At 54.4% G+C, this 23,226-nt stretch carries 24 protein-coding genes; 9 read left to right on the top strand and 15 right to left on the bottom strand.

All coding sequences use genetic code 11. The features are described 5' to 3' along the window. Window positions 1-70 precede the first annotated feature (70 nt). The 3 genes from ACKPCT_RS22960 to ychF are packed head-to-tail and all read left to right on the top strand — an operon-like array spanning window position 71 to window position 2,615. Window positions 71-691, top strand: coding sequence for a 50S ribosomal protein L25/general stress protein Ctc (locus ACKPCT_RS22960; protein WP_090073081.1), 621 nt, complete (start codon window positions 71-73; stop codon window positions 689-691). A 50-nt stretch (window positions 692-741) separates the two neighbouring features. After that, window positions 742-1,509: an aminoacyl-tRNA hydrolase gene (gene pth / locus ACKPCT_RS22955; protein WP_090073083.1), complete on the top strand. Its 768-nt coding sequence runs from the start codon at window positions 742-744 to the stop codon at window positions 1,507-1,509. Between the two features lie 5 nt (window positions 1,510-1,514). Then, window positions 1,515-2,615, top strand: coding sequence for a redox-regulated ATPase YchF (ychF, locus tag ACKPCT_RS22950; RefSeq protein ID WP_090073085.1), 1,101 nt, complete (start codon window positions 1,515-1,517; stop codon window positions 2,613-2,615). A gap of 89 nt (window positions 2,616-2,704) precedes the next feature. Here ychF and ACKPCT_RS22945 read toward each other — a convergent pair whose 3' ends face one another. Next, complete coding sequence (locus ACKPCT_RS22945; protein WP_319568074.1) at window positions 2,705-3,235, bottom strand: NADPH-dependent FMN reductase; 531 nt, start codon at window positions 3,233-3,235, stop codon at window positions 2,705-2,707. A 273-nt stretch (window positions 3,236-3,508) separates the two neighbouring features. On the opposite strand from ACKPCT_RS22945, the gene ACKPCT_RS22940 reads away from it, so the two are divergent. Then, window positions 3,509-3,643: a DUF2256 domain-containing protein gene (locus ACKPCT_RS22940; protein ID WP_407652446.1), complete on the top strand. Its 135-nt coding sequence runs from the start codon at window positions 3,509-3,511 to the stop codon at window positions 3,641-3,643. A 43-nt stretch (window positions 3,644-3,686) separates the two neighbouring features. Here ACKPCT_RS22940 and ACKPCT_RS22935 read toward each other — a convergent pair whose 3' ends face one another. Then, on the bottom strand, window positions 3,687-4,289 hold the full coding sequence (locus ACKPCT_RS22935; protein WP_090073091.1) for a TetR/AcrR family transcriptional regulator: 603 nt from the start codon (window positions 4,287-4,289) through the stop codon (window positions 3,687-3,689). A gap of 123 nt (window positions 4,290-4,412) precedes the next feature. On the opposite strand from ACKPCT_RS22935, the gene ACKPCT_RS22930 reads away from it, so the two are divergent. The 3 genes from ACKPCT_RS22930 to ACKPCT_RS22920 are packed head-to-tail and all read left to right on the top strand — an operon-like array spanning window position 4,413 to window position 8,574. After that, entirely contained in the window at window positions 4,413-5,858 is a 1,446-nt protein-coding gene (locus ACKPCT_RS22930) for an efflux transporter outer membrane subunit (protein WP_319568072.1), read from the top strand. 5 nt (window positions 5,859-5,863) lie between these two features. Further along, complete coding sequence (locus ACKPCT_RS22925; RefSeq protein WP_175528066.1) at window positions 5,864-7,033, top strand: HlyD family secretion protein; 1,170 nt, start codon at window positions 5,864-5,866, stop codon at window positions 7,031-7,033. A 23-nt stretch (window positions 7,034-7,056) separates the two neighbouring features. Further along, window positions 7,057-8,574 (top strand): DHA2 family efflux MFS transporter permease subunit, encoded by a 1,518-nt coding sequence (locus tag ACKPCT_RS22920; protein ID WP_319568071.1) that lies wholly within the window; start codon window positions 7,057-7,059, stop codon window positions 8,572-8,574. 161 nt (window positions 8,575-8,735) lie between these two features. Here the strand turns inward: ACKPCT_RS22920 and ACKPCT_RS22915 are convergent, their stop codons facing one another. From ACKPCT_RS22915 to ACKPCT_RS22885, 7 genes are all read right to left on the bottom strand, one after another. Next, on the bottom strand, window positions 8,736-8,939 hold the full coding sequence (locus ACKPCT_RS22915) for a YgaP family membrane protein (protein ID WP_090073095.1): 204 nt from the start codon (window positions 8,937-8,939) through the stop codon (window positions 8,736-8,738). A gap of 123 nt (window positions 8,940-9,062) precedes the next feature. After that, window positions 9,063-9,608: an adenine phosphoribosyltransferase gene (locus ACKPCT_RS22910; protein ID WP_090073097.1), complete on the bottom strand. Its 546-nt coding sequence runs from the start codon at window positions 9,606-9,608 to the stop codon at window positions 9,063-9,065. 301 nt (window positions 9,609-9,909) lie between these two features. Next, entirely contained in the window at window positions 9,910-10,965 is a 1,056-nt protein-coding gene (locus tag ACKPCT_RS22905; RefSeq protein ID WP_319568070.1) for a LacI family DNA-binding transcriptional regulator, read from the bottom strand. Window positions 10,966-11,179: 214 nt separating this feature from the next. Next, window positions 11,180-12,061 (bottom strand): cytochrome c1, encoded by an 882-nt coding sequence (locus tag ACKPCT_RS22900; RefSeq protein ID WP_319568069.1) that lies wholly within the window; start codon window positions 12,059-12,061, stop codon window positions 11,180-11,182. Between the two features lie 23 nt (window positions 12,062-12,084). After that, complete coding sequence (locus tag ACKPCT_RS22895; protein ID WP_090073103.1) at window positions 12,085-13,338, bottom strand: cytochrome b; 1,254 nt, start codon at window positions 13,336-13,338, stop codon at window positions 12,085-12,087. A gap of 29 nt (window positions 13,339-13,367) precedes the next feature. After that, complete coding sequence (petA, locus tag ACKPCT_RS22890; RefSeq protein ID WP_090073104.1) at window positions 13,368-13,892, bottom strand: ubiquinol-cytochrome c reductase iron-sulfur subunit; 525 nt, start codon at window positions 13,890-13,892, stop codon at window positions 13,368-13,370. Window positions 13,893-14,274: 382 nt separating this feature from the next. Then, window positions 14,275-16,191, bottom strand: coding sequence for an ABC transporter ATP-binding protein (locus tag ACKPCT_RS22885; RefSeq protein ID WP_319568068.1), 1,917 nt, complete (start codon window positions 16,189-16,191; stop codon window positions 14,275-14,277). 242 nt (window positions 16,192-16,433) lie between these two features. Between ACKPCT_RS22885 and ACKPCT_RS22880 the strand changes: the two genes are divergently transcribed. Both ACKPCT_RS22880 and hemF read left to right on the top strand, forming a co-directional pair. Next, window positions 16,434-16,895, top strand: coding sequence for a tRNA (cytidine(34)-2'-O)-methyltransferase (locus ACKPCT_RS22880; RefSeq protein WP_319568067.1), 462 nt, complete (start codon window positions 16,434-16,436; stop codon window positions 16,893-16,895). 2 nt (window positions 16,896-16,897) lie between these two features. Continuing rightward, window positions 16,898-17,815, top strand: coding sequence for an oxygen-dependent coproporphyrinogen oxidase (gene hemF / locus ACKPCT_RS22875; RefSeq protein WP_319568066.1), 918 nt, complete (start codon window positions 16,898-16,900; stop codon window positions 17,813-17,815). 90 nt (window positions 17,816-17,905) lie between these two features. Here the strand turns inward: hemF and ACKPCT_RS22870 are convergent, their stop codons facing one another. The 6 genes from ACKPCT_RS22870 to ACKPCT_RS22845 all read right to left on the bottom strand — a co-directional run bounded on the left by ACKPCT_RS22870 (window position 17,906) and on the right by ACKPCT_RS22845 (window position 22,103). After that, complete coding sequence (locus ACKPCT_RS22870) at window positions 17,906-18,562, bottom strand: HAD family hydrolase (RefSeq protein WP_319568065.1); 657 nt, start codon at window positions 18,560-18,562, stop codon at window positions 17,906-17,908. Window positions 18,563-18,652: 90 nt separating this feature from the next. Continuing rightward, window positions 18,653-19,900: a CCA tRNA nucleotidyltransferase gene (locus ACKPCT_RS22865; RefSeq protein WP_319568064.1), complete on the bottom strand. Its 1,248-nt coding sequence runs from the start codon at window positions 19,898-19,900 to the stop codon at window positions 18,653-18,655. Next, window positions 19,900-20,163 (bottom strand): DUF6111 family protein, encoded by a 264-nt coding sequence (locus ACKPCT_RS22860; RefSeq protein WP_319568063.1) that lies wholly within the window; start codon window positions 20,161-20,163, stop codon window positions 19,900-19,902. Before ACKPCT_RS22860 ends, ACKPCT_RS22865 begins: the two co-directional genes overlap by 1 nt. Continuing rightward, on the bottom strand, window positions 20,160-20,789 hold the full coding sequence (locus ACKPCT_RS22855; RefSeq protein WP_090073118.1) for a CoA pyrophosphatase: 630 nt from the start codon (window positions 20,787-20,789) through the stop codon (window positions 20,160-20,162). Before ACKPCT_RS22855 ends, ACKPCT_RS22860 begins: the two co-directional genes overlap by 4 nt. 9 nt (window positions 20,790-20,798) lie before the next feature. Further along, window positions 20,799-21,467: a DUF1285 domain-containing protein gene (locus ACKPCT_RS22850; RefSeq protein ID WP_407652445.1), complete on the bottom strand. Its 669-nt coding sequence runs from the start codon at window positions 21,465-21,467 to the stop codon at window positions 20,799-20,801. A gap of 135 nt (window positions 21,468-21,602) precedes the next feature. Beyond that, the gene (locus tag ACKPCT_RS22845; RefSeq protein WP_319568062.1) at window positions 21,603-22,103 is read right to left on the bottom strand and encodes a GNAT family N-acetyltransferase; all 501 of its coding nucleotides are present in this window, start codon (window positions 22,101-22,103) and stop codon (window positions 21,603-21,605) included. Window positions 22,104-23,226 lie beyond the last annotated feature (1,123 nt).

Raw genomic sequence — 23,226 nt, 5'->3', positions numbered from 1 at the left:
ACCCTTGGAGGAGTTGCAGCAGCGGGGCCGAACATTCGGCCTTTTTTCTATTTTTTCAGGAGTATATCCAATGGCTAACTTTGAATTCAAAGCAGAACGCCGTGACCGGGTCGGTAAGGGGTCCGCTCGTGCATTGCGTCGCGAAGGCAAGATCCCTGCCGTCATCTATGGCGACAAGAAAGATCCTATCTCCATCGCTATCCCTTACAAGGAAACCAACCTTCAGATCCATAAGGGCGGTTTCCTGACGCACATCGTGACCATCGATGTGGATGGTGACAAGATCCGCGCGATCCCTCGCGACTACCAGCTCGACGTCATCCGTGACTTCCCGATGCATGTCGACTTCCTGCGTGTTTCACGCACCACCAGAATCACTGTTGGTGTTCCAGTTGAATTTATCAACGAAGAAGAATGCCCAGGCCTGAAACGCGGTGGCGCCCTCAACATCGTTCGTCGTGACGTCGAAGTTGAATGCCCGGCAACCGATATTCCGGAATCCTTCGTATTCGATCTGAAAGAAGCCGATCTTGGCGATTCGATCCACATTTCCGCAACGACCTTGCCGGAAGGTGTGAACCCGACCATTACCGATCGCGACTTCACCATCGCTACCATCGCAGCACCTGCTGGCTTCAACGAACCAGCTGAAGGTGAAGAAGAAGAAGGCGCTGAAGCAGAAGCTGAGTAATCGGCTCTGCGTTTCAGACCCCACAAGTTCAGGGTTCGGGAGGTTAATCCATGTATCTGCTCGTCGGACTTGGCAATCCCGGACCCCAATATGCAGGCAACCGCCACAATATCGGTTTCATGGCAGTCGATGAGATTGCCCGCCAGCATAATTTCGGTCCATGGCGCCGCAAGTTTCAGGGTGAGGTCAGCGAAGGCCTTATCGGCTCGAATAAAGTCCTGCTCCTCAAGCCTACCACCTTCATGAATGAATCCGGCCGTGCGATCTCGGAAGCCTGTCGCTTCTACAAGATCCCGCCTGAAGACGTCTATGTCTATCATGATGAGTTGGATCTCAACCCCGGCAAGGTGAAGGCCAAACTGGGCGGCGGCGTCGCCGGGCATAACGGCCTGCGCTCGACTGGTGCGCATATCGGCAACAATTTCCACCGCATCCGTCTGGGGATCGGCCATCCGGGCCGGGAACGGGTCACCCAATGGGTGTTAGGCGATTTCGCCAAAGTGGACAGAGAGTGGCTGGAGCCAACACTCGACGCTCTGGCCTACACAGCCCAGAGCCTCATCGAGAATGATCTGGGCCGCTTCATGACGGATTTCAACCAGAGGCTGGCCCCTCCCGTCAATGGCCACAAGAAAAGCAAGTCACAATCCGCAAGCGCTGACACAAAGCCCTCCCAACCGGGCAGCAAGGCATCATCAAGCAGCTCGGATAAACCGAACAAGGGCAGCAACAGCGCCCGCTCCGACAAAAACGCGGAGCCCCCACGCAATGCGATGGCCGAAGCGCTGAAACAGCTGGTCACCAGAAACAAGGACTAAGAGCAATGGGTTTTAAATGCGGTATCGTGGGATTGCCAAATGTCGGCAAATCCACCCTGTTCAACGCGCTGACCAAAACCGCAGCGGCACAGGCAGCCAACTATCCCTTCTGCACCATTGAACCGAATACGGGCGATGTTGCCGTTCCGGATCCGCGCATGGATGCCATCGCAAAGATTGCCGGTTCAAAGGAAATCATCCCGACCCGCCTTACCTTTGTTGACATCGCCGGTCTCGTGCGCGGTGCATCCAAGGGCGAAGGTCTGGGCAACCAGTTTCTGGCCAACATCCGCGAAGTGGACGCCATTGTGCATGTGCTGCGCTGCTTTGAAGATGAAGACATCACCCATGTGGAAGGCAAGATCGATCCGGTTACCGACGCTGAAACCGTTGAAACCGAGTTGATGATTTCTGACATGGAGAGCCTTGAGCGCCGTGTGGCCAACCTGCGCAAGCGCGGTCAGACCGGAGACAAAGACGCCAAGGCGCAAGCCGCCCTGATGGATCGCCTGCTTGAGCTGCTGCATGATGGCAAACCGGGCCGTATGCTCGACATGGCCGACGATGAAGAACGAAAGGCCGTCAACGATCTCAACCTGCTGACGACAAAACCCGTCCTCTATATCTGCAATGTGGATGAGGAAAGCGCTGGCACGGGCAATGAATTCTCCAAGGCTGTTGAAGCCATGGCAGAAAAACAGGGCGCAGGCGCCGTTGTCATCTCTGCAGCGATCGAGGCTGAAATCTCTCAGCTGGATGCAGAAGAACAGGAAGAATTCCTGGAAACGCTGGACCTGGAAGAGCCCGGTCTCGACCGCATGATCCGCGCCGGTTACGACCTGCTGCACCTCATCACCTATTTCACAGCTGGCCCGAAAGAAACCCGCGCCTGGACCATCACCAAAGGCTGCAAGGCCCCACAGGCCGCCGGTGTCATTCATACCGATTTCGAACGCGGCTTCATCCGCGCCCAGACCATCGCCTTTAATGACTATGTGACCCTTGGTGGCGAAACAGCGGCCAAAGAAGCTGGCAAAGCCCGCGACGAAGGCAAGGAATATATTGTGCAAGACGGCGACGTCATGCTCTTCAAGTTCAACACTTGAGGAACTGGAACAGCCAAACAAAAAAGCCTGCCCATTCCGGGCAGGCTTTTTTTATGGGCTAGCAGTAACAAACTCTGATCAAAGCGGGCTTACTTGGCGTGCAGCTTGACCCAGTCGGCAAAGGCCGCAGCAAACTGCTTGAGGAAGTCCCGCGTACCGTCATTTGTCATCTGATCCTTGTCGTCAAACAGACCACCGAATGCGCCGATATAGGCTTCTGGCTGCTGCATGGCAGGCATATCAAGGAAGGTCAGGGACTGGCGCAAGTGATGGTTGGCGCCAAAGCCGCCAATACCGCCCAGAGACCCAGATACGATACCCGCAGGTTTACCAGACCAGGAACTCTCGCCAGCAGGACGCGACCCGACATCAAGCGCATTCTTCAAGGCAGCAGGCACAGAACGGTTATACTCCGGTGTTACAAACAAAACGCCATCGGCAGGCGCCAAAGACGCGCGGAAGGATTTCCATTCTTCGGGTGCATTTTCGCCATCCAGATCCGGATTATAGAAGGGCAATGAGCCCACTTCCACAAAACGGAAAGACAAGCTTTCCGGGGCCAGATTGACGATCGCATTAGCGACCTTGCGGTTGATGGAGTCTTTTCTCAAACTCCCCACGATGACGGCAATATCATAACTATCTTTAATTGGGCTCTCCTGAAAATAATGAAATCAATGAAGGGAGCAGGCTGGATTTTCTTGCAAACCCCTTCGTCCCGATCCCTTGTTGTTTTCCTTAAAATGGTGTCATCCGATCAACGGTTCAAACCCGTATAAGTTCCGGTAGAGCCATAGTGTAAATGAAAATATTTCATTACGCCGCCAATGAACTTCTTTGGCAGCAACAAACGCTATGGCAGTCGTTAAGGAAAAGAAGAGGAGCCAGCGCCTATGAGCAGGAGCAAGCCGCCTCTACCCAGCAAAATCTGTCCGGTATGCCTCAGGCCATTCAACTGGCGCAAGAAATGGGTACGTTCCTGGCCGCAGGTTCTCTATTGCTCTGAGCGTTGCCGGCGGCAAAGATAGCGCAAGATCACGCGCACATAATGCAAAACAACCTGTATGCCCATCAGCCAGCCCCGCCATAGGCATTCATGAACGCATCGACAGCTGCATCAACCGCGAGATCGAAATCAAGCAATGGGGGACAACGATACATAATCGGCTCGGCAACTCCGCTTTCTAACAGCCCCTTTAGATGCAGGCTGACAATTTGGGCAGAAGGCCCCGATATGGCCCCCTGCTGCATTTTGAGCGCCATAAAGTCTTCCACCTCACCCCAGCCACGTCCCTGACCGTTCTTATAAAGCAACTGAGACAGCTTACCCTCGAAATCTTCAGAAACGGCGCTGCGAAAAAGCGCCATGGTTTCCTGATCGGTGATGAAGTCCAGATAGTCGCGTCCGAATTTTTTCAACTGACCCGCCAGATCATCATTGTCCCGGTCCTCGAAAATCCGGAATACAGCGGTTCCTTGATCATCCAATGACTGCATCAGCACGGCGGCAAACAATTCTTCCTTAGAACTGTAGTAACCATAAAGTGTTGCTTTTGACCCCCCAAGCTCCGCGGAAATCGCTGACATGCTGGCCCCATGATAGCCATTCTGGCCAAAGACTTTGGCAGCAACCTGCAGAATCTCGAGCCGTTTTTCATCTGTCTTAACGCGCATGCGACACTCCCTATAAGTGAACACAAGAGTACAGTTTTAGCTTGACGAGCGCAAGTGAAGAATATAACTAAAACGTACTGTACGGTTTTACCGCACCCTGAACCCAATTTGGATTTCCCAACTATGTCGCATTTCAATCTGAACCACCATCGCGCCACGCCAATGGCCCTGAGCATCCTCATTCTCTTGGCTGGCTGCGCCATTCCGCCAAAAGACACCCCGCTCACCGAGATGAAATCGGTTGAAAGCTATCAGACCGGAAAGTTGCTTCTTTCCAGTGCTGCCCAATGGCCATCTGACCATTGGTGGGAAGCCTATAAAGACAAACAGCTAAACCAGTTGATGAAGGAAGGCCTTTCGCAAGCCAACGATATCCGTCTCGCGCAGGCGCGCCTCAAATTGGCGAAAGCCGCGACCGGCATGTCCAAGGCCAGCCTGCTTCCCAATGTTGGTGCGCAGGCGTCTGTCGATCAGGAACGCCAGAGCTACCATTATCTGATGGATGAAGCATTCGTGCCTCAAGGCTGGAATGATGGTGGCATCGCGACGCTCAACTTTAATTGGGAAATCGACTTTTGGGGCAAGAACCGGGCCGCCCTGGCCGCGGCCAAGGGCGAACAGCAAGCAGCCGAAGCAGAGGCTGCAGCAGCGCGCCTTGCCGTCTCCTCCGGTATCGCACAGGCTTATGCGCAGTTAGCATCGCTTTATGCCAGCCGTGATGCAGCCTCCAGCGCCCTGCGTGTCCGCAACGACAGTCTCAAGCTGATGCAATCCCGCTTCAATCAGCAGCTTGAAAATGAAAGCGCACTCGAAAGAGCCAAATCCAACCAGCAAAGCACGATCGCCCGCCTTGCTGCCATTGACGAGAATATCGCTCTGGCAAAGAACCAGATGGCAGCACTTCTGGGCAAAGGACCGGACCGCGGGTTGTCCATCAAACGTCCAAGGGTCAACGGCGGTCATTATTATGGCCTACCAAACCAGTTGCCGCTCGACCTTCTGGGACGCCGCCCGGATATTGTTGCCGCACGTCTGAGGGCAGAGGCAGCTGTCAAACGCGTAGATGAGGCCAAAGCCTCCTTCTACCCGAACGTGAACCTCTCTGCCATGATTGGCCGCCAAGCCCTCGGGCTCGATATGCTGCACGCCAGTAACGCAACGCTCGGCTCCATCGGCCCGGCTGTTTCGTTGCCGATTCTGGACGGTGGACGCCTGCGGTCTGGTTTCATGAGATCCAAAGCCAGCCAGGAGATGGCGGTCGCGACCTATGATCAGACGCTCACAAGAGCGCTCAAAGATGTTGCCGACGCCATGGTGAGCAAACGCCAGCTCTCCGTGCGCCTGAGAGCAACCCGCAATGCCGTGCAAGCGGCGCAAAATGCCTATGACATTGTCAAGAACCGCTATGAAGGCGGCCTTGCAACCTATCTTGAAGTCCTAGCCGCCGAGGACGCCATGATTGGCGCCCGCGGTGCCGCGGCTGCTCTGAGAGCGCGCAGTTTTGCGCTCGATATTCAGTTGGTCCGTGCTCTTGGTGGAGGCTTTCGTGACATGGAGAAAACCAAGTGAGTGACATGAAAAAAGTACCAACGGATGTAAAACTCGAGAACAAGATCGAAAAGATCTATGAGGATCGCGAGACAGAAATGCCTGAAAAGAAAAGCAAACGCTGGCCCCTGTTTTTTGGCCTCTTCGTCGCTGTAGCGGCCCTTTCTGGCGCCTACTACGCCTATGACACGCTCTATGCGTCCAAGCATGCCATCACCGACAACGCCTATGTGGGCGCAGATATTGCAGGCATCACACCACTGATTGCCGCTCCGGTGAAGGAAGTACGAGTCAGCGATACCCAGCATGTCGCCAAAGGTGATATTCTGGTGGTGTTGGATGATACCGACGCCAAGCTGCATCTGGCACAGGCCGAAGCCGGCTATCAGCAGTCGCTGCGGGCCGTCAAGGCTCTGAACGCTACGGACAAGACCCTGCTCGCCCAGATCGAAGGCCGCAAGGCCGATCAGAAGCGCGCTGAAGCCCAACATGAAATGGCCGAGGCCAATTTCGCCAAGGCCAAGATCGACCTCGAACGCCGCCAGACTCTGGTCGAAAACGGCTCCGTCTCTGGCGATGAGCTGACCATGGCCGAAACCGCCTTCAAGAATGCCGAGGCCAATCTGGGAGCAGCAGAAGCGGCTCTCGAAGCGGCAAGCGCAGGACTTGAAGCCGCGGAAGGTCAGCAAATGGCCAACGCAGCCATGATCGAAGGTGCATCAGTGGAGAACAACCCCCAAGTGTTGGTCGCCAAGGCTCAACGAGATCAGGCTCAAGTCAATCTGGACCGCACGGTCATTCGCGCACCGGTCGACGGTGTCGTGTCCATGCGCCGCGTGCAGGTCGGAGAACGGGTTCAGCCGGGCATGCGCCTGATGGTCGTCGTCCCCCTTGACGAGGTCTATGTCGATGCCAACTTCAAGGAAGTGCAATTGGAAAAGGTTGAGCCGGGCCAATCTGTGACCCTTCATTCCGACCTATACGGCAGCGATGTCGAATTTGAGGGCACCGTTGTGGGCTTCTCTGGCGGGACCGGCGCGGCCTTCTCCGCCGTCCCTGCCCAGAACGCCACCGGCAACTGGATCAAGGTGGTCCAACGCCTACCGGTCCGCATCGCACTTAATCCAGAACAACTGAAAGACCATCCCCTGGAAGTGGGCCTGTCCATGGAAGCCGACATTCATGTCGCTGAGTAGTCGGACATAAAGGACATAAAAAGATGACGAACGATGACAGCAACAGCCGGCCCCTAACAGGGGCCAGCCTAATAATTGCTGCTCTGGCGATCGGCACAGGCAACTTTCTTGTCGTGCTGGACAGCACGATTGCAAACGTATCGGTCCCAACGATTGCCGGATCTCTGGGTGTTTCCATGTCGCAAGGCACATGGGTCATCACCTCCTACGCGGTGGCGGAAGCCATCACTGTGCCTCTGACAGGCTGGTTGGCCATGAAGTTCGGTGCCGCCCGAACCTTCATTTTCTGCTTCTTTGCCTTTGCGCTGGTCTCCCTTTATTGCGGCATGGCCGGCTCGCTCAACACACTCATTCTCGGGCGCGTCATGCTCGGTCTGGTTGGCGGCCCCATCATGCCTCTCTCCCAGATGCTGCTGATGCGCATCTTCCCCAAGGAGAAAGCCACAGCGGCCTCGGTGCTCTGGGCGATGACGACCCTTATCGGCCCGATTGCAGGCCCTATTCTGGGTGGCATCATCTGCGATAGCTATGGCTGGCAGTGGATCTTCCATATCAAGGTGCCTGTAGCCATTATCGGAGGCCTGGTTGTCTGGGCCTTCCTCAGACATCAGCCAGACCCCAAAACCAAGGCGCGCATTGATGCCGTCGGCCTTGGGTTGCTGATCATCTGGGTCGGGGCTTTGGAAATCATGCTCGAAGAAGGGCGAGACAAGGATTGGTTCTCCTCGCCAGAAATCTGCATCCTCGGAGCGATTGCCGTCATAGGCTTCCTCTCGTTCCTGATCTGGGAGTTGACCGATGAAAACCCCATCGTAGACTTGCGCATCTTCAGGCACAGGGGCTTTACGGCTGCCTCGGTAACCTTTGCCGGGGGCTTTGCCGCCTTCTTCGCCTCAGTGGTGATCCTGCCTTTGTGGCTGCAGCAGAATATGGGCTACACCGCCACCTGGGCTGGCTATGCCACCGGCATCATGGGCATATTGGCTATGGTATCTGCACCCATTGTTGGCAAGGTGGTCGAAGTGGTTGATGCCCGCATAATTCTCTCGACGGGCCTTTTGGGGCTTGGCGCGATGATGGCATGGCGCATGACTTTCAACAGTGATGTAACCTTCATGCAAATGGCGTGGCCAACGCTCTTCACTGGGCCATTCATGGTGATGTTCTTCGTCCCTGTCACAGGGCTGGCCTTGGCCACCGTGGAGCCCCATGAGCAAGCCAACGCCGCCGGGCTCTCCAACTTCATGCGAACGCTCGCAGGGGCCTTTGCCACGTCTCTGGTGCAGACCCAATGGCAGAATACCGCACGCGTGAAGCAGAATGAGCTCGTTAACATGATGCCAAACACCGACCGGGTCATCAACGACATGATGCAAGGAGGGATGTCCCACGACGCAGCTGTCGGCAGCCTCAGCTACACGATCTACCATCAGAGTGTGCTGCTCTCGACGCTGGAAATGTTCGGCATCATAACCGTCGTCTTCGGCTTTGCCGCCCTGCTGCCATGGTTGGCTCCACGCGCCAACATTGTGCAACACTAAAAAGCGCGGGTCGCGCCTTACGCCACTTCAAAGGAGATAGGCTCCGCGCAAAATAGCAAACGCCCGCTCCGGATACTGATCCGGGGCGGGCGTTTTCATAGCAACCGGCACTACCTGAGACCCAAATCTCGGTAATATCCGGCGGGAATGACCCTATCTATTCAGGCATCTGTCTTTTCAGACGCCGGGCAGCTATTGAACCCGATAAGGGTGTAAAGCGGGCAGAAGCGGAACAAACCGGTCGCCAGTGGAATGATTCCCAACAGGCCCCACAGGGTTTGCGGTCCGATGAAGACGATCGCAAGCAAGACGATACCCACGATCACACGAATGATCCGATCGAGCTTTCCAACATTCACAGTCATGATCTGACTCCTTTGTAGCAAGAATTGCATCTTACTCCCATATAAGCATTCACCCTAGGTAAAACACTTATATGCGATCTTAAGTCACAGCGCAGACTCCTGCGCACCGGCATAACAAAGCGATCAGAGCCCTTCAAAGGCTACCAATGTATGCACATCAATGCCGCGCTCTTTGAGCAGCGACACGCCGCCAAGGTCAGGAAGATCGATCACGAAAGCCGCCCCTTCAACCTGACCACCCACACTTTGCAAAAGCTCGCAAGCTGCCACAGCCGTGCCGCCGGTCGCAATCAGATCGTCAACGAGAAGCACCTTCTCTCCTGACGCAACCGCATCATCATGCATCTCGATCCGGTCGGTGCCATATTCCAGAGAATAATCCTGAGCAACCACCTTGCCGGGCAACTTGCCCTGCTTGCGGATGGGAACAAATCCCACGCCCAGATAATCCGCCATTGCACCTCCGAAAATGAAGCCGCGCGCTTCGATACCAACAATCTTCTCTATGCCCTTATCAAGATAGGGTGCAGAAAGATCACGGATGGATTGCTTGAAGCCGTCAGCATGGGAAATGAGGCTGGTAATGTCTCTGAAGATGATGCCTCGCTTGGGATAATCCGGAATGGATCGGATGAGGCTCTTGAGATCAAGTTTTTCGCTGCTTTGCATTCGCTAGGCTCCGCTTCTCGCAATTCGTAGATAAGCACCGGCTTCCTGTTGGACGCAGCCGTACCCTTTATCGGCATCCAGTTGCTGGATCTGCCCTCCCCTAGATATGGACAAGAAATCCGGACAAGGCAATTCAAAAAGTGCAAGCAACCCCTCCCAAATGGGCGCAGAAACAACGCATGCAGCGTCATAAAGCGAAAGCCTCCGGACCTCGCCCGCGAAAGCCGCCCCGATTCGGGATCACAAGCTTCACAGGTCAAAGCCGCAAGGGCAAAACCGCTCGGCTACGGCGCAAGCCTGCTCACTTTTCTCCAGGGAGAGGCTGCCCGCTCAAATGCAGGGAATGGGGAAGAAAAAGGGGCGAAGGTCTTTCCTCGCCATCCCAGACCGCTTTCAATGCCGCAACACTGCCGCGTCCATAATGTTCGGCAGACACGCCAATAGAGTTCAGCCATCCCGCAATCCATGGATTGAGAGGGCAAGCATCAAACCCGATAAAGCCGAAGTCCCTTACAGGGTCCATAGCGCGTTCGGTAACCTGTCGATAGGCCCCATAAGCCAACATGTCGCTCATGCAAAGGATGACCCTCGGCGGGTTATCGCGCTCCAAAATCTGAGCCATGGCTGCATAGCCCACTTCCAGATGATTAAGCCCTTCAACATGCGCATGCAGGATATCGCGCTCCATAATCCCCGCTTCAGCCAGTCCATCCAGAACGCCCTGACGCCGATAGGTCGCAGCCGTACGATCAAGAGACCCATGAATGAGCGCCACGTTGCGAATACCCCGCGCAATCAGCAGATCAGCCACGTCGCGCCCGGTCCGGTAATTGTCGATACCCATATAGGGGCTATTGCTATCGTTCGGATCGGGCCGATTGACAAACAGCATCGGCGGGCCACTCTCACGCATCCGGTCGAGAACCGGGCTTCCCACTGCCCCAACGATGATGACCGCCCGCGCCAGTTGGGATTGCATCTCAAGCAGATATTCATCTTGCACATCGGCGCGCTCATAGGTATCGCAAACGGACATGACATAGCCTTCGTCCCGCAGCGCCCTTTCTATAGAAGCAGCAATCGCAGCCATGGTCGGATTTTCGATGGCGGCGGCCAGCAGGCCAATAATGCGACTTTCCTGACAGCGTAATGCCCTTCCGATGCTCGCCGGACGGTAGTGCAATGCCTCCACAGAAGCCCGAACGCGCTCTACGGTTTGCTTTGATACCTTGTTGGTGATGCCATTGATAATTCTTGAGGCGGTGGCAATAGAGACGCCAGCATGCGCAGCAACCATGGCAAGGGATACGCGCCCGTTTTTGTTGTTGTTTTTTCTACTTTCGGTTTTTGCTGGCATACAGCCTCTCTATAGCTAAATTTTATACTTCCATATATAGTATTTAATATATCTACAAGCTTCCCGAGATTTTTTCCTTTACACAATCGTAGCAGATCATCTGAGCATACGCCGATCCGGCGCCTCCCCTTTCGATCAAGCCTTTCAACCAGCACACAAAAAAGGGCCCCGAAAAGGGGCCCTCATTTGACTTCTAATCCAGACGCTTTCGTGATCAGTGCTTCACTTTCGACCACAATTTGCGCTTGGTAAAGAACATCAGGAACGAGAAGACAACAAGGAAGATAAGAGCATTCACGCCCACCCGCTTGCGTTCTTCCAGCTTGGGCTCTGCGGCCCACATCAGGAAGGATGTCACGTCCTTGGCATATTGCTCCGTTGTCATCGGCGTTCCATCGGTATAATCCACCAGCTCGTCAGAAAGCGGTGGAGCCATGCCGATCGCGACACCAGATCCGAATGCCGGATTGTAATATTTGTCGCCGACAGTTTCTTCCAGCTCTTCAGGCGTTTCCTCATAAGAGGTCAGAAGGGCATAGATATAATCCGGCCCATATTCCTGATAGGCGGTTACCGGGTGCCAGATCATACGCAGAATGTCGTTGAACACTTCCACCCCGACATCAGGACCGACAGACGCAGCACGCGCCTTGGCAATCAGGGAAAGATCAGGCGGAGCCTTGCCACCGTTGGCGGCAGCAGCTGCTTCCACATTGGGGAAAGGCGATGGGAAATGATCAAAGGGTTTGCCCGGACGGGTGAACATGTCCCCTTCGGAATCCGGTCCATCCTCGATGTCATAGTCAGCAGCAATCGCTTTGACTTCATCGTCGGTATAGCCAAGCGCCCCTTCCTGCCCCAGATTGCGGAATGCAATATAGTCCAGTGAATGGCAACTTGAACAAACCTCACGATAGATCTGGAAGCCGCGCTGCAGCTGTGCCTTATCAAATTTCCCGAACGGGCCTGAGAAGGTCCAGTCCTGTTTTTCGTATTTGTGGCCGCCATCACCCGAAGCCATCGCCCCGACGGATGTAACCGCCATGGCGCCAGCAACAACGAGCGCGCGAACCGCAGTTTTGGTAAGCGTAATCATGGGTTGTCCCTTTCCTCGCTCGTTCAGGCTCTTGCTTCTGCAGCAGCAGAATCACCATGTTTGGCCAAGACTGCTTCGTTGATCGACGCGGGCAGTGGCTTCGGTTTCTCAATGAACCCGAGCACCGGCAAAATGACCAGGAAGTAGGCGAAATAGTAAACCGTGAAGATACGCGCCCAGAGCACATAGCCTCCCTCAGCCGGCTTACCACCCAGATAGCCAAGCCCGATGCAGACCACGACAAAAATCCAGAAGAACTGGCGCCCCAGCGGACGATAGTTCATGGAACGAACCTTGGAGGTATCGAGCCACGGCAGCACGAAGAGCACGCCGATCGCACCGAACATGGCCAATACGCCCATTAGCTTGTCAGGAATAGCACGCAGGATCGCGTAGAACGGCAGGAAATACCATTCGGGCACAATGTGCGGAGGCGTCACAAGCGGATCTGCCGGGATATAGTTGTCCGGATGGCCCATGAAGTTTGGCACCATAAACATCATCCATGCAAAGAACACAAGGAACACGACAATCGCGAAGATATCCTTGATCGTGTAATACGGGGTAAAGGCCACCGTATCATTGCTGTCTTTCACCTCAACCCCGGTCGGGTTGTTGTTGCCGACCACATGGAAAGCCCAGATATGCAGGGCAACCACGCCAACTAGCATGAATGGCAGCAGATAGTGCAAGGAGAAGAAGCGGTTGAGCGTCGGGTTATCAACCGAGAAACCACCCCAGAGCAGCGTCACGATTGCGTCGCCAACATAAGGAAAGGCCGAGAACAGGTTGGTAATAACCGTCGCGCCCCAGAAGGACATCTGTCCCCATGGCAGCACATAGCCCATGAAGCCGGTCGCCATCATCAGCAGGAAGATCACGACACCCAAAATCCAGACCACCTCACGCGGGGCTTTGTAGGACCCGTAATAAAGGCCTCGGAAAATATGGATATAAACGGCGATGAAGAACATGGACGCGCCGTTAGAATGCATATAGCGCAGCATCCAGCCCCAGTTCACATCGCGCATGATATGCTCGACAGAGGCAAAGGCCAGCGTGGTGTTGGGCACATAATGCATGACCAGCACAATGCCGGTCACGATCTGCGCCACAAGGCACACGGCGAGAATGGCGCCGAAAGTCCAGAAGTAATTAAGGTTCTTGGGAACTGGGTAAGCAATGAAGGAAGAATGCACCAGACCGGCAATCGGCAGGCGACTTTCCATCCATTTCAAAAACCCGTTCTGCGGCTCGAAGGTCGAATGTCCGCTCATGACTGGTCTCCTTAAGACATTTGCGGGCGTCAGCCGATTTTGATCAGGGTATCGCTAACAAACTCATAGGGTGGCAACTCCAGATTCAGTGGAGCAGGACCCTGGCGGATTCGACCGGCGGAATCATAGTGCGATCCATGGCATGGGCAGAACCAGCCATCATAGTCGCCCTTCTGTCCTTCAGGCACACACCCCAGATGCGTGCAGATGCCGATCATGATCAGCCATTGTTCCTTGCCGGGCTTGACGCGCTCTTCATCGGTCTGAGGATCGCGAAGGTCAGCCACGTCAACAGCTTTGGCCTCTTCAATCTCAGTCGGAGTTCTATGCCGAATGAATACCGGTTTGCCGCGCCATTTGACAGTGAGGCTTTGTCCCTCTTCAATTGAGGAAATATCCACTTCAATGGATGAAAGCGCCACAGCGCTGGCATCAGGGTTCATCTGGTCAATAAATGGCCAAGCGAGCGCAGCTGCGCCGACGGCCCCAAACGCTCCGGTCGCGATATAAAGAAAATCGCGGCGGGTTGGTTCTTCCCTTTCGCTGGTAGCCAAGACGAGGTCCTCTTCTAGCCAGTGTCCAACTTCCAGCTCGCCTGCGCCTCCAAATAATCACGTCCCTTGCGAAACGATAAAGTCCCAAAATCGCGGCGAGCCAATTTCACCGGTGCTCGTTCACATTACCGAGACCAGTCAAACACTTTTTACATTGATCGCTGATGTTGTCTAGAGAGGCAAATCGCAGAAACTGCCGATTTTCAGCAGTTTGGCCTGACAAATTCGTCTTATATCGGCAAAAATTGAGCGAAACACCGCAGGACTACTACTTATCCAAGCAGTTCCCACAAAGCGCGTTTCCGCTTGTCTTCGACCTTTGGATTGGAATGATTCTAGTGGAAAACAGGCCATCATCGGCCAAAATACCCGATTTTGGCAATCAGGCGATAAAACCGCCTGATTGTCTGTCCCACAAAGAAGCATAGAGTCCGCCCTGTGCGAGCAGTTCCTCGTGACTTCCCATCTCCACGATGCGACCGCCATCCATGACAATCAACCGGTCCATGGAAGCAATGGTTGAGAGCCTGTGCGCGATAGCCAAAACGGTCTTGTCTTTCATCAGCAGGTTAAGACTATCCTGAATGGCTGCTTCCACCTCGGAATCAAGAGCTGAAGTGGCCTCGTCAAGCACAAGGATGGGAGCATTCTTGAGAAGAACCCGAGCAATGGCGATCCGCTGGCGTTGCCCTCCGGAAAGCTTGATGCCGCGTTCACCCACTTCGGCATACAGGCCCTTGTTGCCATAGCGGTCTTCCAGATCCTTGATGAAATCAAGCGCCTGCGCCTGCTCCGCAGCCTTGTAGGCGGCCTCTTCGCTGGCCCCTTCAAGCCCATAGATGATATTCTCAAGCACCGAGCGATGCAGCAGAGAGGTATCCTGGGTGACAACCCCGATCTGCGCCCTCAAGCTATCCTGCCTGACATCGGCAATATTCTGCCCATCAATACGGATCGAGCCGGAATTGAGGTCATAGAAGCGCAACAGCAAATTGATCATAGTCGATTTGCCAGCCCCGGAGCGACCAACAAGCCCGATCTTTTCTCCCGGACGAATGGTCAGATCCAGACCATCGATCACCGGCTCATCCTTGCCATAGTCAAAACAGACCTTGTCGAAGGTGATTTCCCCGCGCTCAACGATCAGGTGTTTCGCATCATGGGTATCACGCACCAATTGCGGCTGGGAAATCGTACCAATACCATCTTGCACGGTACCGATATTCTCGAACACCCCGCTGACTTCCCACAATATCCACTCGGACATGCCACGCAAGCGCATGACCAACCCCGCCACCAGAGCAATATCCCCCGGCAGGACCAGCTCGACTTGCCAGAAATAGATGCCAACCCCGACCGAACTGAACAGCAGCAGATTGTTCAGCGTCTTGAGGGTGATCTCCATGATCGTCACCAGACGCATCATCGAATAGACATTATTCATGAAGCCGGTCATCGACTGCTTGGCATAATTATCCTCGCGGGCCGCATGGGAAAACAGCTTGACGACGGAAATATTGGAATAGGCGTCAACCACCTTTCCCACCATCTCCGAACGCGCATCCGCCTGATCACGGGAGATATCGCGCATCTTGGGCACGAAATAGACCAAAGCTCCGATATAGCCAATGATCCATAGAAGCATCGGTAAGGCGAGTTGCCACTTGGCCGTACTGACAAGATACAGCGCCGAGAGGAAATAAACGCAGACATAGACGAACACGTCCGCCAGACGCGATACCACTTCGCGCACGGCCAGGGCCGTCTGCATCACCTTTTGCGCCACCCGACCGGCAAACTCGTCCTGATAGAATTCCATCGACTGGCGCAACAAATAGCGATGCAGGCGCCAGCGGATCGACATGGGATAGTTGCCCATAACAGTCTGGTGGAAGAGGATCTGCCAAATTGCCTCCAGTCCCGGCATGATGATGAGCAACAACACGCCCATCCAAATGAGATCGCCACCATGATCAGTCATGAAAGTAGCTCGATCACTATCGGCGAACCAGTTGACCAGATCACCGACAAAACCGAACAGGCTGACTTCGATAATCGCGATCAACGCGGTTATCACGGAAACGACGACCATATAGGGAGCCACAGGGCGGGTGTAATACCACATGAAAGCCCAGAACCCTTGCGGTGGCTGCTCAAGACTATAGTCGGCAAACGGGTCAACCAGCTTTTCAAAAAAGGAAAACATCACGATGCTACCGGAGAGATCCGGTCCTGTTACGACGGACAAAGGGGTGAGAAAACGCACACGCGAGAAGATACCCGACCATCGGATCGCCACGCCCACGCTTTGATGCAGATTATGCGCAGCTTATATCAGCTTTGATGACAAAATAAGCATGAATAATTCTAAACACAGTTATGAACTGTGCTGTGATATTAATCACACGCTGCTGAAGGCTTGGGCAAAGAGAAAGACATTGCCTTGGTGCGCAACCTAATACACTTGGGAAGCAGGCGATTTCCAGTCGACAGCCATAACATTTCCATTGTGATTCAGGATCAAGACTGTAAAACCAACCCATGACTACTATAGATATTGCCCTTTTCCAGCCGGACATACCGCAGAACACGGGAACCATTCTGAGAATGGCTTCCTGTCTGGATCTGCATGTTCATATCATCGAACCATGTGGTTTCACGCTCAATGACCGAACCCTGCGCCGCGCTGGCATGGACTATCTCGAACGCGCCAGTTTCACCAAGCATATCTCATGGAACCACTTCAAGGATTGGCAAAAGGAAAACGGCAAACGGCTGCTCCTTGCCACCACCAAGGCGTCTCAATCCTTTTATGAAATCACCTATAAGGCCGGTGACATTATCCTCTTTGGCAGAGAATCCGCTGGCGTTCCTGATGAAGTGCATGACTATGTGACCGAGCGCATCACGATTCCCATGCGCGCGGGCGAGCGCTCGCTGAATCTGGCCATCTCGACAGCAATGATAACCACCGAAGCCCTACGGCAAGTGAGATCTTATTGACGATGAGTGAAACAGCAAACAGCACCATCCCCGAAGGCCTGCCAGCCGATCTTGAGGCCAAGAAACAACGCGCCACCGACTGGTTCCGAACCCTGCGAGATCGCATTTGCACCGAGTTGGAAGCAATCGAGCAGGAGTTGAAGGGATCCGGCCCCTTGCAAGAACCGGGCAACTTTGTTCGCACCCCTTGGGAACGCACCGACCATTCCGGAGCCAAAGGCGGCGGCGGAGAGATGTCGATCATGAAGGGTCGCGTCTTTGAAAAAGTCGGTGTGCATGTCTCCACGGTCCATGGTGAATTTGCGCCCCAGTTCCGCGACCAGATCCCCGGTGCATCGGAAGATCCTCGTTTCTGGGCCTCGGGCATTTCGCTGATTGCCCATTTGCAGAATCCGCATGTTCCCGCCGTGCATATGAACACCCGCATGATCGTCACCACTCGTCAATGGTTTGGTGGCGGTGCGGATCTGACGCCCGTTCTGGCCAATCGCCGCAGACAGGAAGACCCAGACAGCATCGCCTTTCACAAGGCCATGCAGGAGGCCTGCAACAAGCATTCTGTAGCCGATTATCAAGCCTATAAGGAATGGTGCGACCGCTATTTCTATCTACCGCACAGGAATGAAGCCCGCGGCATTGGCGGCATCTTCTATGATCGCCACAATAGCGGTGACTGGGAAGCCGATTTCGCCTTTACGCAGGATGTCGGACTGGCCTTCCTAAACATTTATCCAATGCTTGTGCGGCGCCAGATGGGAGAGCCATGGACCGATGCAGAACGTGAGGAACAGTTGATCCAGCGCGGGCGCTATGTGGAATTCAACCTGCTCTATGACAGAGGCACCATTTTCGGCCTGAAGACCGGCGGCAATGTGGATTCCATCCTGTCGTCCATGCCGCCAGAGGTCAAATGGCCATAGGCCAGACGGCTAGCCTGCCCCCATCAAGCCAGACCCCAGCAAGCCTGAACACGGCAAGAATAAACAAAGGGCGAAGCGGCGTCGCTTCGCTTATCCCTCACCATGCTGGTTCAGCAATTCGGGCAATTGGCTCATATCCCTGAAAATGCGGGCGCCATGGGCAGCAAGGGCCTGGCCAGTGCCCTTGGGCGCATAGCCAAAACAGAGCATCCCTGCCCTTTGCGCCGCCAACGCTCCGCTAGCGCTGTCTTCAATCACGACACATTGATCCACAGTCACGCCCATTGCTTCGGCCGCAGCCAAATAGAGCCCCGGCTCGGGTTTGGCTATGCCGATGGTCCTTGCAGAAAAGCGACGCCCGTCAAACCGCTCCCACAGGCCGGTCTGTCCTAGTGTGATTGACATTTTCTCGTCCGACCCATTGGAGGCAACACAATAGGGCACGCCTTTCTCATCCAGCAGATCCAAAACCGCAATCACACCGGCAATAGGCTCAACACCCTCGCGCAATCGACCATGCAGCTCCTTGCGATATTCCATGCACCAATCGTCAGGCAGATCGGCCCCCATGGCCTTGAGCGTTTCAAACTCGGTCTGCAAAGTACCGCCGACAAATTTTCGCTCGGCCTCTTCAATCGTGAGAGTCATACCATGGCGCGCGAGATTGGCGACCAGCACTTCATTGGCAGGCGTCTCACTATCAACGAGCACGCCATCGCAATCAAAAATAACAAGAGCAGGAAACAAGAGACAACTCCGGACAGTTGCAGGCAAGCGCTCGCGATACAGCTCGACCAGATCGCGTCTCGCAGAAGAGAGCGCAGGCCGAAAAGGCATCTAACGCAAGGATCTTGCCATGGAAAGCAATTGCCCTTTGCTTAGCGCAAATCCGCTGGAGACCCAAGCCTTTTCCAGTTGCCCCAGATGGTTGCCGATCTTGGGCCCCGGCTTCATGCCTTTATCGATGAGATCACGTCCGTTGAGCGGAAAAACAGGCACTGTCCAAAGAGCAATATCGCGCAGCAGCATCGAGAGCTCAGTCAGGTCAGGGGCAATCTGCCGTCTGACCAGCGCCAGCAGCACCAGATCCCGTGCGGTCTCCTTGCCATGCGCGTAGGCCAGCTGTTCAAGCACCTGCTCATTAATGGTCTTGATGCTGCGCACAGTCTTCGCCATGCGCATCATCGCGTCGCGATTGCGGTTGGGCAGTCGCAGGGTTTTGGCCAGCCGCTCGGCATCCTCGCGCACATCAACGCAGAGCGCAGTCATAAGAAGATTGAGATCCGGCTTGAGATAAAGCTGTGTAGCCAGCTGCTTCAAACGAGCAAAGCGTGCCAGATGGGGCACACAGGCCAAAAGCCCCGTGAGCATGCCTCCCCGATGCATGGCATCCAGAGCTTTGAGCGAAAAAGGCCCTTCCAGAAGCTTGACCATCTCCGCCCCGATCCGCTCCGCCGAGAGCGTTGGCAGCGAGGCTTGCGCAGCAATACAGGCTTGATAGTCGCCCTCTTCCAATCGCTCGCCATACTGGGAGAAGAAACGGAAAAAACGTAAGATGCGCAAATAGTCTTCGGCTATCCTTCGGTCTGCATCACCAATGAATCGCACATGCCGCGCACGCGCGTCCTTGATGCCCTGACCGACAGGATCATATAGTCGCCCCTCAGCATCCATATAGACGGCATTCATGGTGAAGTCGCGCCGGTGAGCATCCTCGCCCCAGTCACGCCCGAAAGCCACCTCTGCGTGGCGTCCATCGGTTTCAACATCGGTGCGCAGGGTGGTCAACTCAAAGGGGCGCCCGTCGATGACCAGCGTCACCGTTCCATGGTCAATGCCGGTCGGGATCGCCTTGATGCCCGCCGCTTGGGCCCATGCCATGATGGTGTGCGGCTCGGCCGTGGTAGCGCAATCGATGTCGGACACCTTGGCTCCAAGCAATGAATTGCGCACAGCGCCACCCACAACACGCACTTCTTCCCCGTCGCGATTGACCAGAGAAAAAACTATCTGCAACGAAGGATCATTGCGCCACCCGAAAGCGGGATCATCCGCAACACCGCAGCTATGGTCTTGCGCGCTCATCACTCACTCATGATCTGCCCGGGCACAACCTTGTCCCCGTCAAAATGGGCTGGAACATAGGTGCCGCTTAGCGGGTTGTTATTGACCACCGACATGGTGATAAAGCCAGACAGACAGAAGAGAATGCCTGCCAGCACGAGCCAGTATCGGGGTGCGTCAATCCATGCCCGCTTATTGATCTTTCTTGTCAGAAAAAGGTAAGCCGCATAAAGAATGAATGGCAGCAGGAACAGAATAACTTGCGTTATGATGACGCGGATCATGAATGATAGACCGTCTCGTAGAGGTTTCGAAGGATACCAGCGGTAACACCCCAGATATAATGATCCTTGTAAGGCATTGCAAAGTAATGGCGCGTTTTTCCCCGCCACTCCCCACTCTTGCGCTGATGGTTGGCAGGGTCCATCAGAAAACGCAGGGGCACCTCAAAAATTTCGTCGACTTCACAAGGGTTTGGCACCAAATCGAAGCCGGATTGAACGGTCGAGAGAACAGGAAAAATCCGGTATCCGGTGGAGGAAATATAGGGGCGAAGCAATCCGAAAGTATCAACATAGCGTGAGGCAAGGCCGATCTCTTCATCCGCTTCACGCAAGGCAGCCCCTTGCGGAGAATCATCCCCGTCATCCACCTTGCCCCCGGGAAAGGCAATCTGCCCGGCGTGAGAAGGCAAATGGCTGGTGCGCTGGGTCAGAATGACCGTCGCCTCCTGCCCCCTATCAACAATCGGAATGAGGACCGCCGCATCTCTGAGTGCCACGACCTCGCCTTCATGCCACGCCAGATCCTTGATGGGCGTCTGCTCGACCGGCGAGCGATGGCTCTCGGCATCACGCGCGAGCGCCTCAACAACCCGCTGACGAAACTCAAGAGCTGAAAAATCCGTCATTCCATTCCCTCAAGCCATTCCTTCAAGCATGGCCAATTCTTCCATTGAACAGATGGGAAAGAAGGCATCACCACTGCGAACACCAAAATGCCCACATGTGTCTCCCGTTCCTTCCTCGGCAAGAGCCACCAGATCGAACATCAAGGCCCGTGTCACCAGAGCTTCCAACCCACCGCGCACGCGCAGATAGGCCTTGAGACCGTAGGTCCCATCCTCAAGCGCAAAGCGCAGTGGATGGTCGGCATCAAGCGGAACAAGATCGTCAACATTGGTGCGAAAAACAAGACGTCCACTGTGATCCGGCATATCTGCCTCTGCAGCCATCTCGACAGCCAGAAAGGGAGCATCGTCGACAGTGATGCGCAGCTTTTCAACCGGCGTAACAAGATAGGTCTGCCCGTCTTCTTCCCTTCGCAGCACAGACGCAAAGAGCCGCACCAGAGCGTCGCGCAGAATGGGCGTGCCCTGATAGAACCATGTCCCGTCGCTGGCAATACGCATATCGATATCACCGCAAAATTCAGGATGCCATGTCTCGACAGGCGGCAGGGCACGGTTGACTCCTGCCCGCTCCATCAGAGCAGACAGGCTGGCAGGCATTGTTGGCAACAGGGCCTCATCCTCGCCGTGGGGCGTAGCGCCCCTCTGCGTTCTTTGCTGATGCTGCTTGTCGTTCATTGCGTTCCAAAATCCAGATCTTCCCTGGTCACGCGACTAAACAATGATCCGCGACGCAGGGAAACCGCAATGAATATAGGACGCTAGTCAGCGAGCGCAATGAAATTCTAACATTGGGTGATCCAGACGGCTCGATCAAACACCCGGCTTGACCATCCCCTTGCATTGCCCTGCAGCCTCGTCATCAAGAGGCAACAGCAGAAGACGCAGAGGATCGACCGGTCCGGGCATCTCAATAGCGCCCATGGGCACGCGCTCAAAGCCGAACCGCGCATAATAGTCATAATCGCCAACCAGCAGGATGGCGCAATAGTCCAGATCCTTGGCGTCATGAATGGCCCGTTCCATCAGAAGCTTACCTGCTCCCTTATTCTTGAAATCGGGATTGACGGCCAGAGGCCCCAGCAGCAGGGCCCGACATCCCCCGATCCGGATGGGAGACAACCGCACAGAGCCAGCCAGATGGCCATGAGAGGTAGCCACGAAGCTTAAGGAGGCCTCAGGTTCAACCGCTTCGCGCACACGGAATGCGGTCCTAGCAAAACGACCGGGACCGAACGCATCACGATGCAGCTGTTCAATCGCACTCACATGAAGCGGGAGCTCACGCTCAAGGGTAAAGTCTAACTCACACATTGGGGGATTTCCGTTTTGTGACCGCATGGGCGGCATTGCCTTGTTTGATGCTCGGATTGGCGCATTTGCGAAGCAGAGCAGCTTTCCTTTATGAAACGCCATGCTCAAATACGCTTGCGCCAACTATTGTTATGGTTTCCGTCGTCGTAGCATCATTGAAGGTCTCTCCTATTCGTTAGCTCCCAGCTACCACAGTCTTCCGACGCTGTCTATACGTCACATAATATTTCAAACAACAAAATAACAAAATTAAATTCCAAATAATCTAATTAAAAAGCACAATTCACCGAACAACTAACCCCTTCTGCCTCATCGTGGCCGGTTGAGCGCTGGCGAGCCGCTATTACCTATCCCCGACGCTCAAAGGCTCCCCCAATGCCGAGTGACATCATTCCCTAACGACTGGAATCACCACAACAGCGCCCCGCAGGTCCGATCCATCCCCAAATGACGCGTTTGACAGGACTTTCAATTTTGTGCGGACCGCCCGCGCTCGCCAGGCGTTTTTGCATAAGTACAAACAGCAAAGCCCGAGCAACAGACGCGCAATCTTACACCGCCTGAACAAGCCTGAATGAAAGATGATTTCAATCGCTCTCAAGAGAGCAACAAGGGCCAGCAAAAGCGTCCGCTTTGCGCGCCAAAATTCTAGGCAGCCAATCCTCCAAAATTGCACATTTTATAATCATGCTAAAATTTCAGACAAATTCAGCCCTTAATTGCGAAACCCGCCAACGAAGACTTATCAACCAGAAAGTGAAAGTCAATTCTGCTTATATTATTTATTAACAATTTGATATTATTATATATTTCCAACAAACCAGAAATTGCATGGCAGACATGCAAGATTTCGACTATATTCCTATTGGTTTATCAGGAATATGAGCGCAAATTTCAAATATGTGCTGCTTTTTTCAGCAGTTTATGTCTAAAAATTCATCAAACCGGAGCAAGGCCATGATGAAGTTCCTGAAGAAAAGCAAAAAAACTGCTCGCTATCACTGGCAACCAGCAGTCAATATGTCCGACCGCAAAGTCGTGAACACCCTCATCAATCCGATGGGCTAACACGCGCTTTTCGGCTGTCCCCAATCAGCCGAAACGAACAAAATGCGGCCACTCA

Origin of the sequence: Cohaesibacter marisflavi (assembly GCF_963665895.2) — a bacterium.
Lineage (GTDB): Bacteria > Pseudomonadota > Alphaproteobacteria > Rhizobiales > Cohaesibacteraceae > Cohaesibacter > Cohaesibacter marisflavi.
This window is presented reverse-complemented; position numbering and strand designations above follow the sequence as displayed.

What these genes read in the sequence shown, in the direction of transcription:
- ACKPCT_RS22960 (WP_090073081.1), top strand. Translation starts at nt 71, where the DNA reads ATGGCTAACTTTGAATTCAAAGCAGAACGCCGTGACCGGGTCGGTAAG.
- pth (WP_090073083.1), top strand. Translation starts at nt 742, where the DNA reads ATGTATCTGCTCGTCGGACTTGGCAATCCCGGACCCCAATATGCAGGC.
- ychF (WP_090073085.1), top strand. Translation starts at nt 1,515, where the DNA reads ATGGGTTTTAAATGCGGTATCGTGGGATTGCCAAATGTCGGCAAATCC.
- ACKPCT_RS22940 (WP_407652446.1), top strand. Translation starts at nt 3,509, where the DNA reads ATGAGCAGGAGCAAGCCGCCTCTACCCAGCAAAATCTGTCCGGTATGC.
- ACKPCT_RS22935 (WP_090073091.1), bottom strand. Translation starts at nt 4,289, where the DNA reads ATGCGCGTTAAGACAGATGAAAAACGGCTCGAGATTCTGCAGGTTGCT.
- ACKPCT_RS22930 (WP_319568072.1), top strand. Translation starts at nt 4,413, where the DNA reads ATGTCGCATTTCAATCTGAACCACCATCGCGCCACGCCAATGGCCCTG.
- ACKPCT_RS22925 (WP_175528066.1), top strand. Translation starts at nt 5,864, where the DNA reads ATGAAAAAAGTACCAACGGATGTAAAACTCGAGAACAAGATCGAAAAG.
- ACKPCT_RS22920 (WP_319568071.1), top strand. Translation starts at nt 7,057, where the DNA reads ATGACGAACGATGACAGCAACAGCCGGCCCCTAACAGGGGCCAGCCTA.
- ACKPCT_RS22915 (WP_090073095.1), bottom strand. Translation starts at nt 8,939, where the DNA reads ATGACTGTGAATGTTGGAAAGCTCGATCGGATCATTCGTGTGATCGTG.
- ACKPCT_RS22910 (WP_090073097.1), bottom strand. Translation starts at nt 9,608, where the DNA reads ATGCAAAGCAGCGAAAAACTTGATCTCAAGAGCCTCATCCGATCCATT.
- ACKPCT_RS22905 (WP_319568070.1), bottom strand. Translation starts at nt 10,965, where the DNA reads ATGCCAGCAAAAACCGAAAGTAGAAAAAACAACAACAAAAACGGGCGC.
- ACKPCT_RS22900 (WP_319568069.1), bottom strand. Translation starts at nt 12,061, where the DNA reads ATGATTACGCTTACCAAAACTGCGGTTCGCGCGCTCGTTGTTGCTGGC.
- ACKPCT_RS22895 (WP_090073103.1), bottom strand. Translation starts at nt 13,338, where the DNA reads ATGAGCGGACATTCGACCTTCGAGCCGCAGAACGGGTTTTTGAAATGG.
- ACKPCT_RS22880 (WP_319568067.1), top strand. Translation starts at nt 16,434, where the DNA reads ATGACTACTATAGATATTGCCCTTTTCCAGCCGGACATACCGCAGAAC.
- hemF (WP_319568066.1), top strand. Translation starts at nt 16,898, where the DNA reads ATGAGTGAAACAGCAAACAGCACCATCCCCGAAGGCCTGCCAGCCGAT.
- ACKPCT_RS22865 (WP_319568064.1), bottom strand. Translation starts at nt 19,900, where the DNA reads ATGAGCGCGCAAGACCATAGCTGCGGTGTTGCGGATGATCCCGCTTTC.
- ACKPCT_RS22860 (WP_319568063.1), bottom strand. Translation starts at nt 20,163, where the DNA reads ATGATCCGCGTCATCATAACGCAAGTTATTCTGTTCCTGCTGCCATTC.
- ACKPCT_RS22855 (WP_090073118.1), bottom strand. Translation starts at nt 20,789, where the DNA reads ATGACGGATTTTTCAGCTCTTGAGTTTCGTCAGCGGGTTGTTGAGGCG.
- ACKPCT_RS22850 (WP_407652445.1), bottom strand. Translation starts at nt 21,467, where the DNA reads ATGAACGACAAGCAGCATCAGCAAAGAACGCAGAGGGGCGCTACGCCC.
- ACKPCT_RS22845 (WP_319568062.1), bottom strand. Translation starts at nt 22,103, where the DNA reads ATGTGTGAGTTAGACTTTACCCTTGAGCGTGAGCTCCCGCTTCATGTG.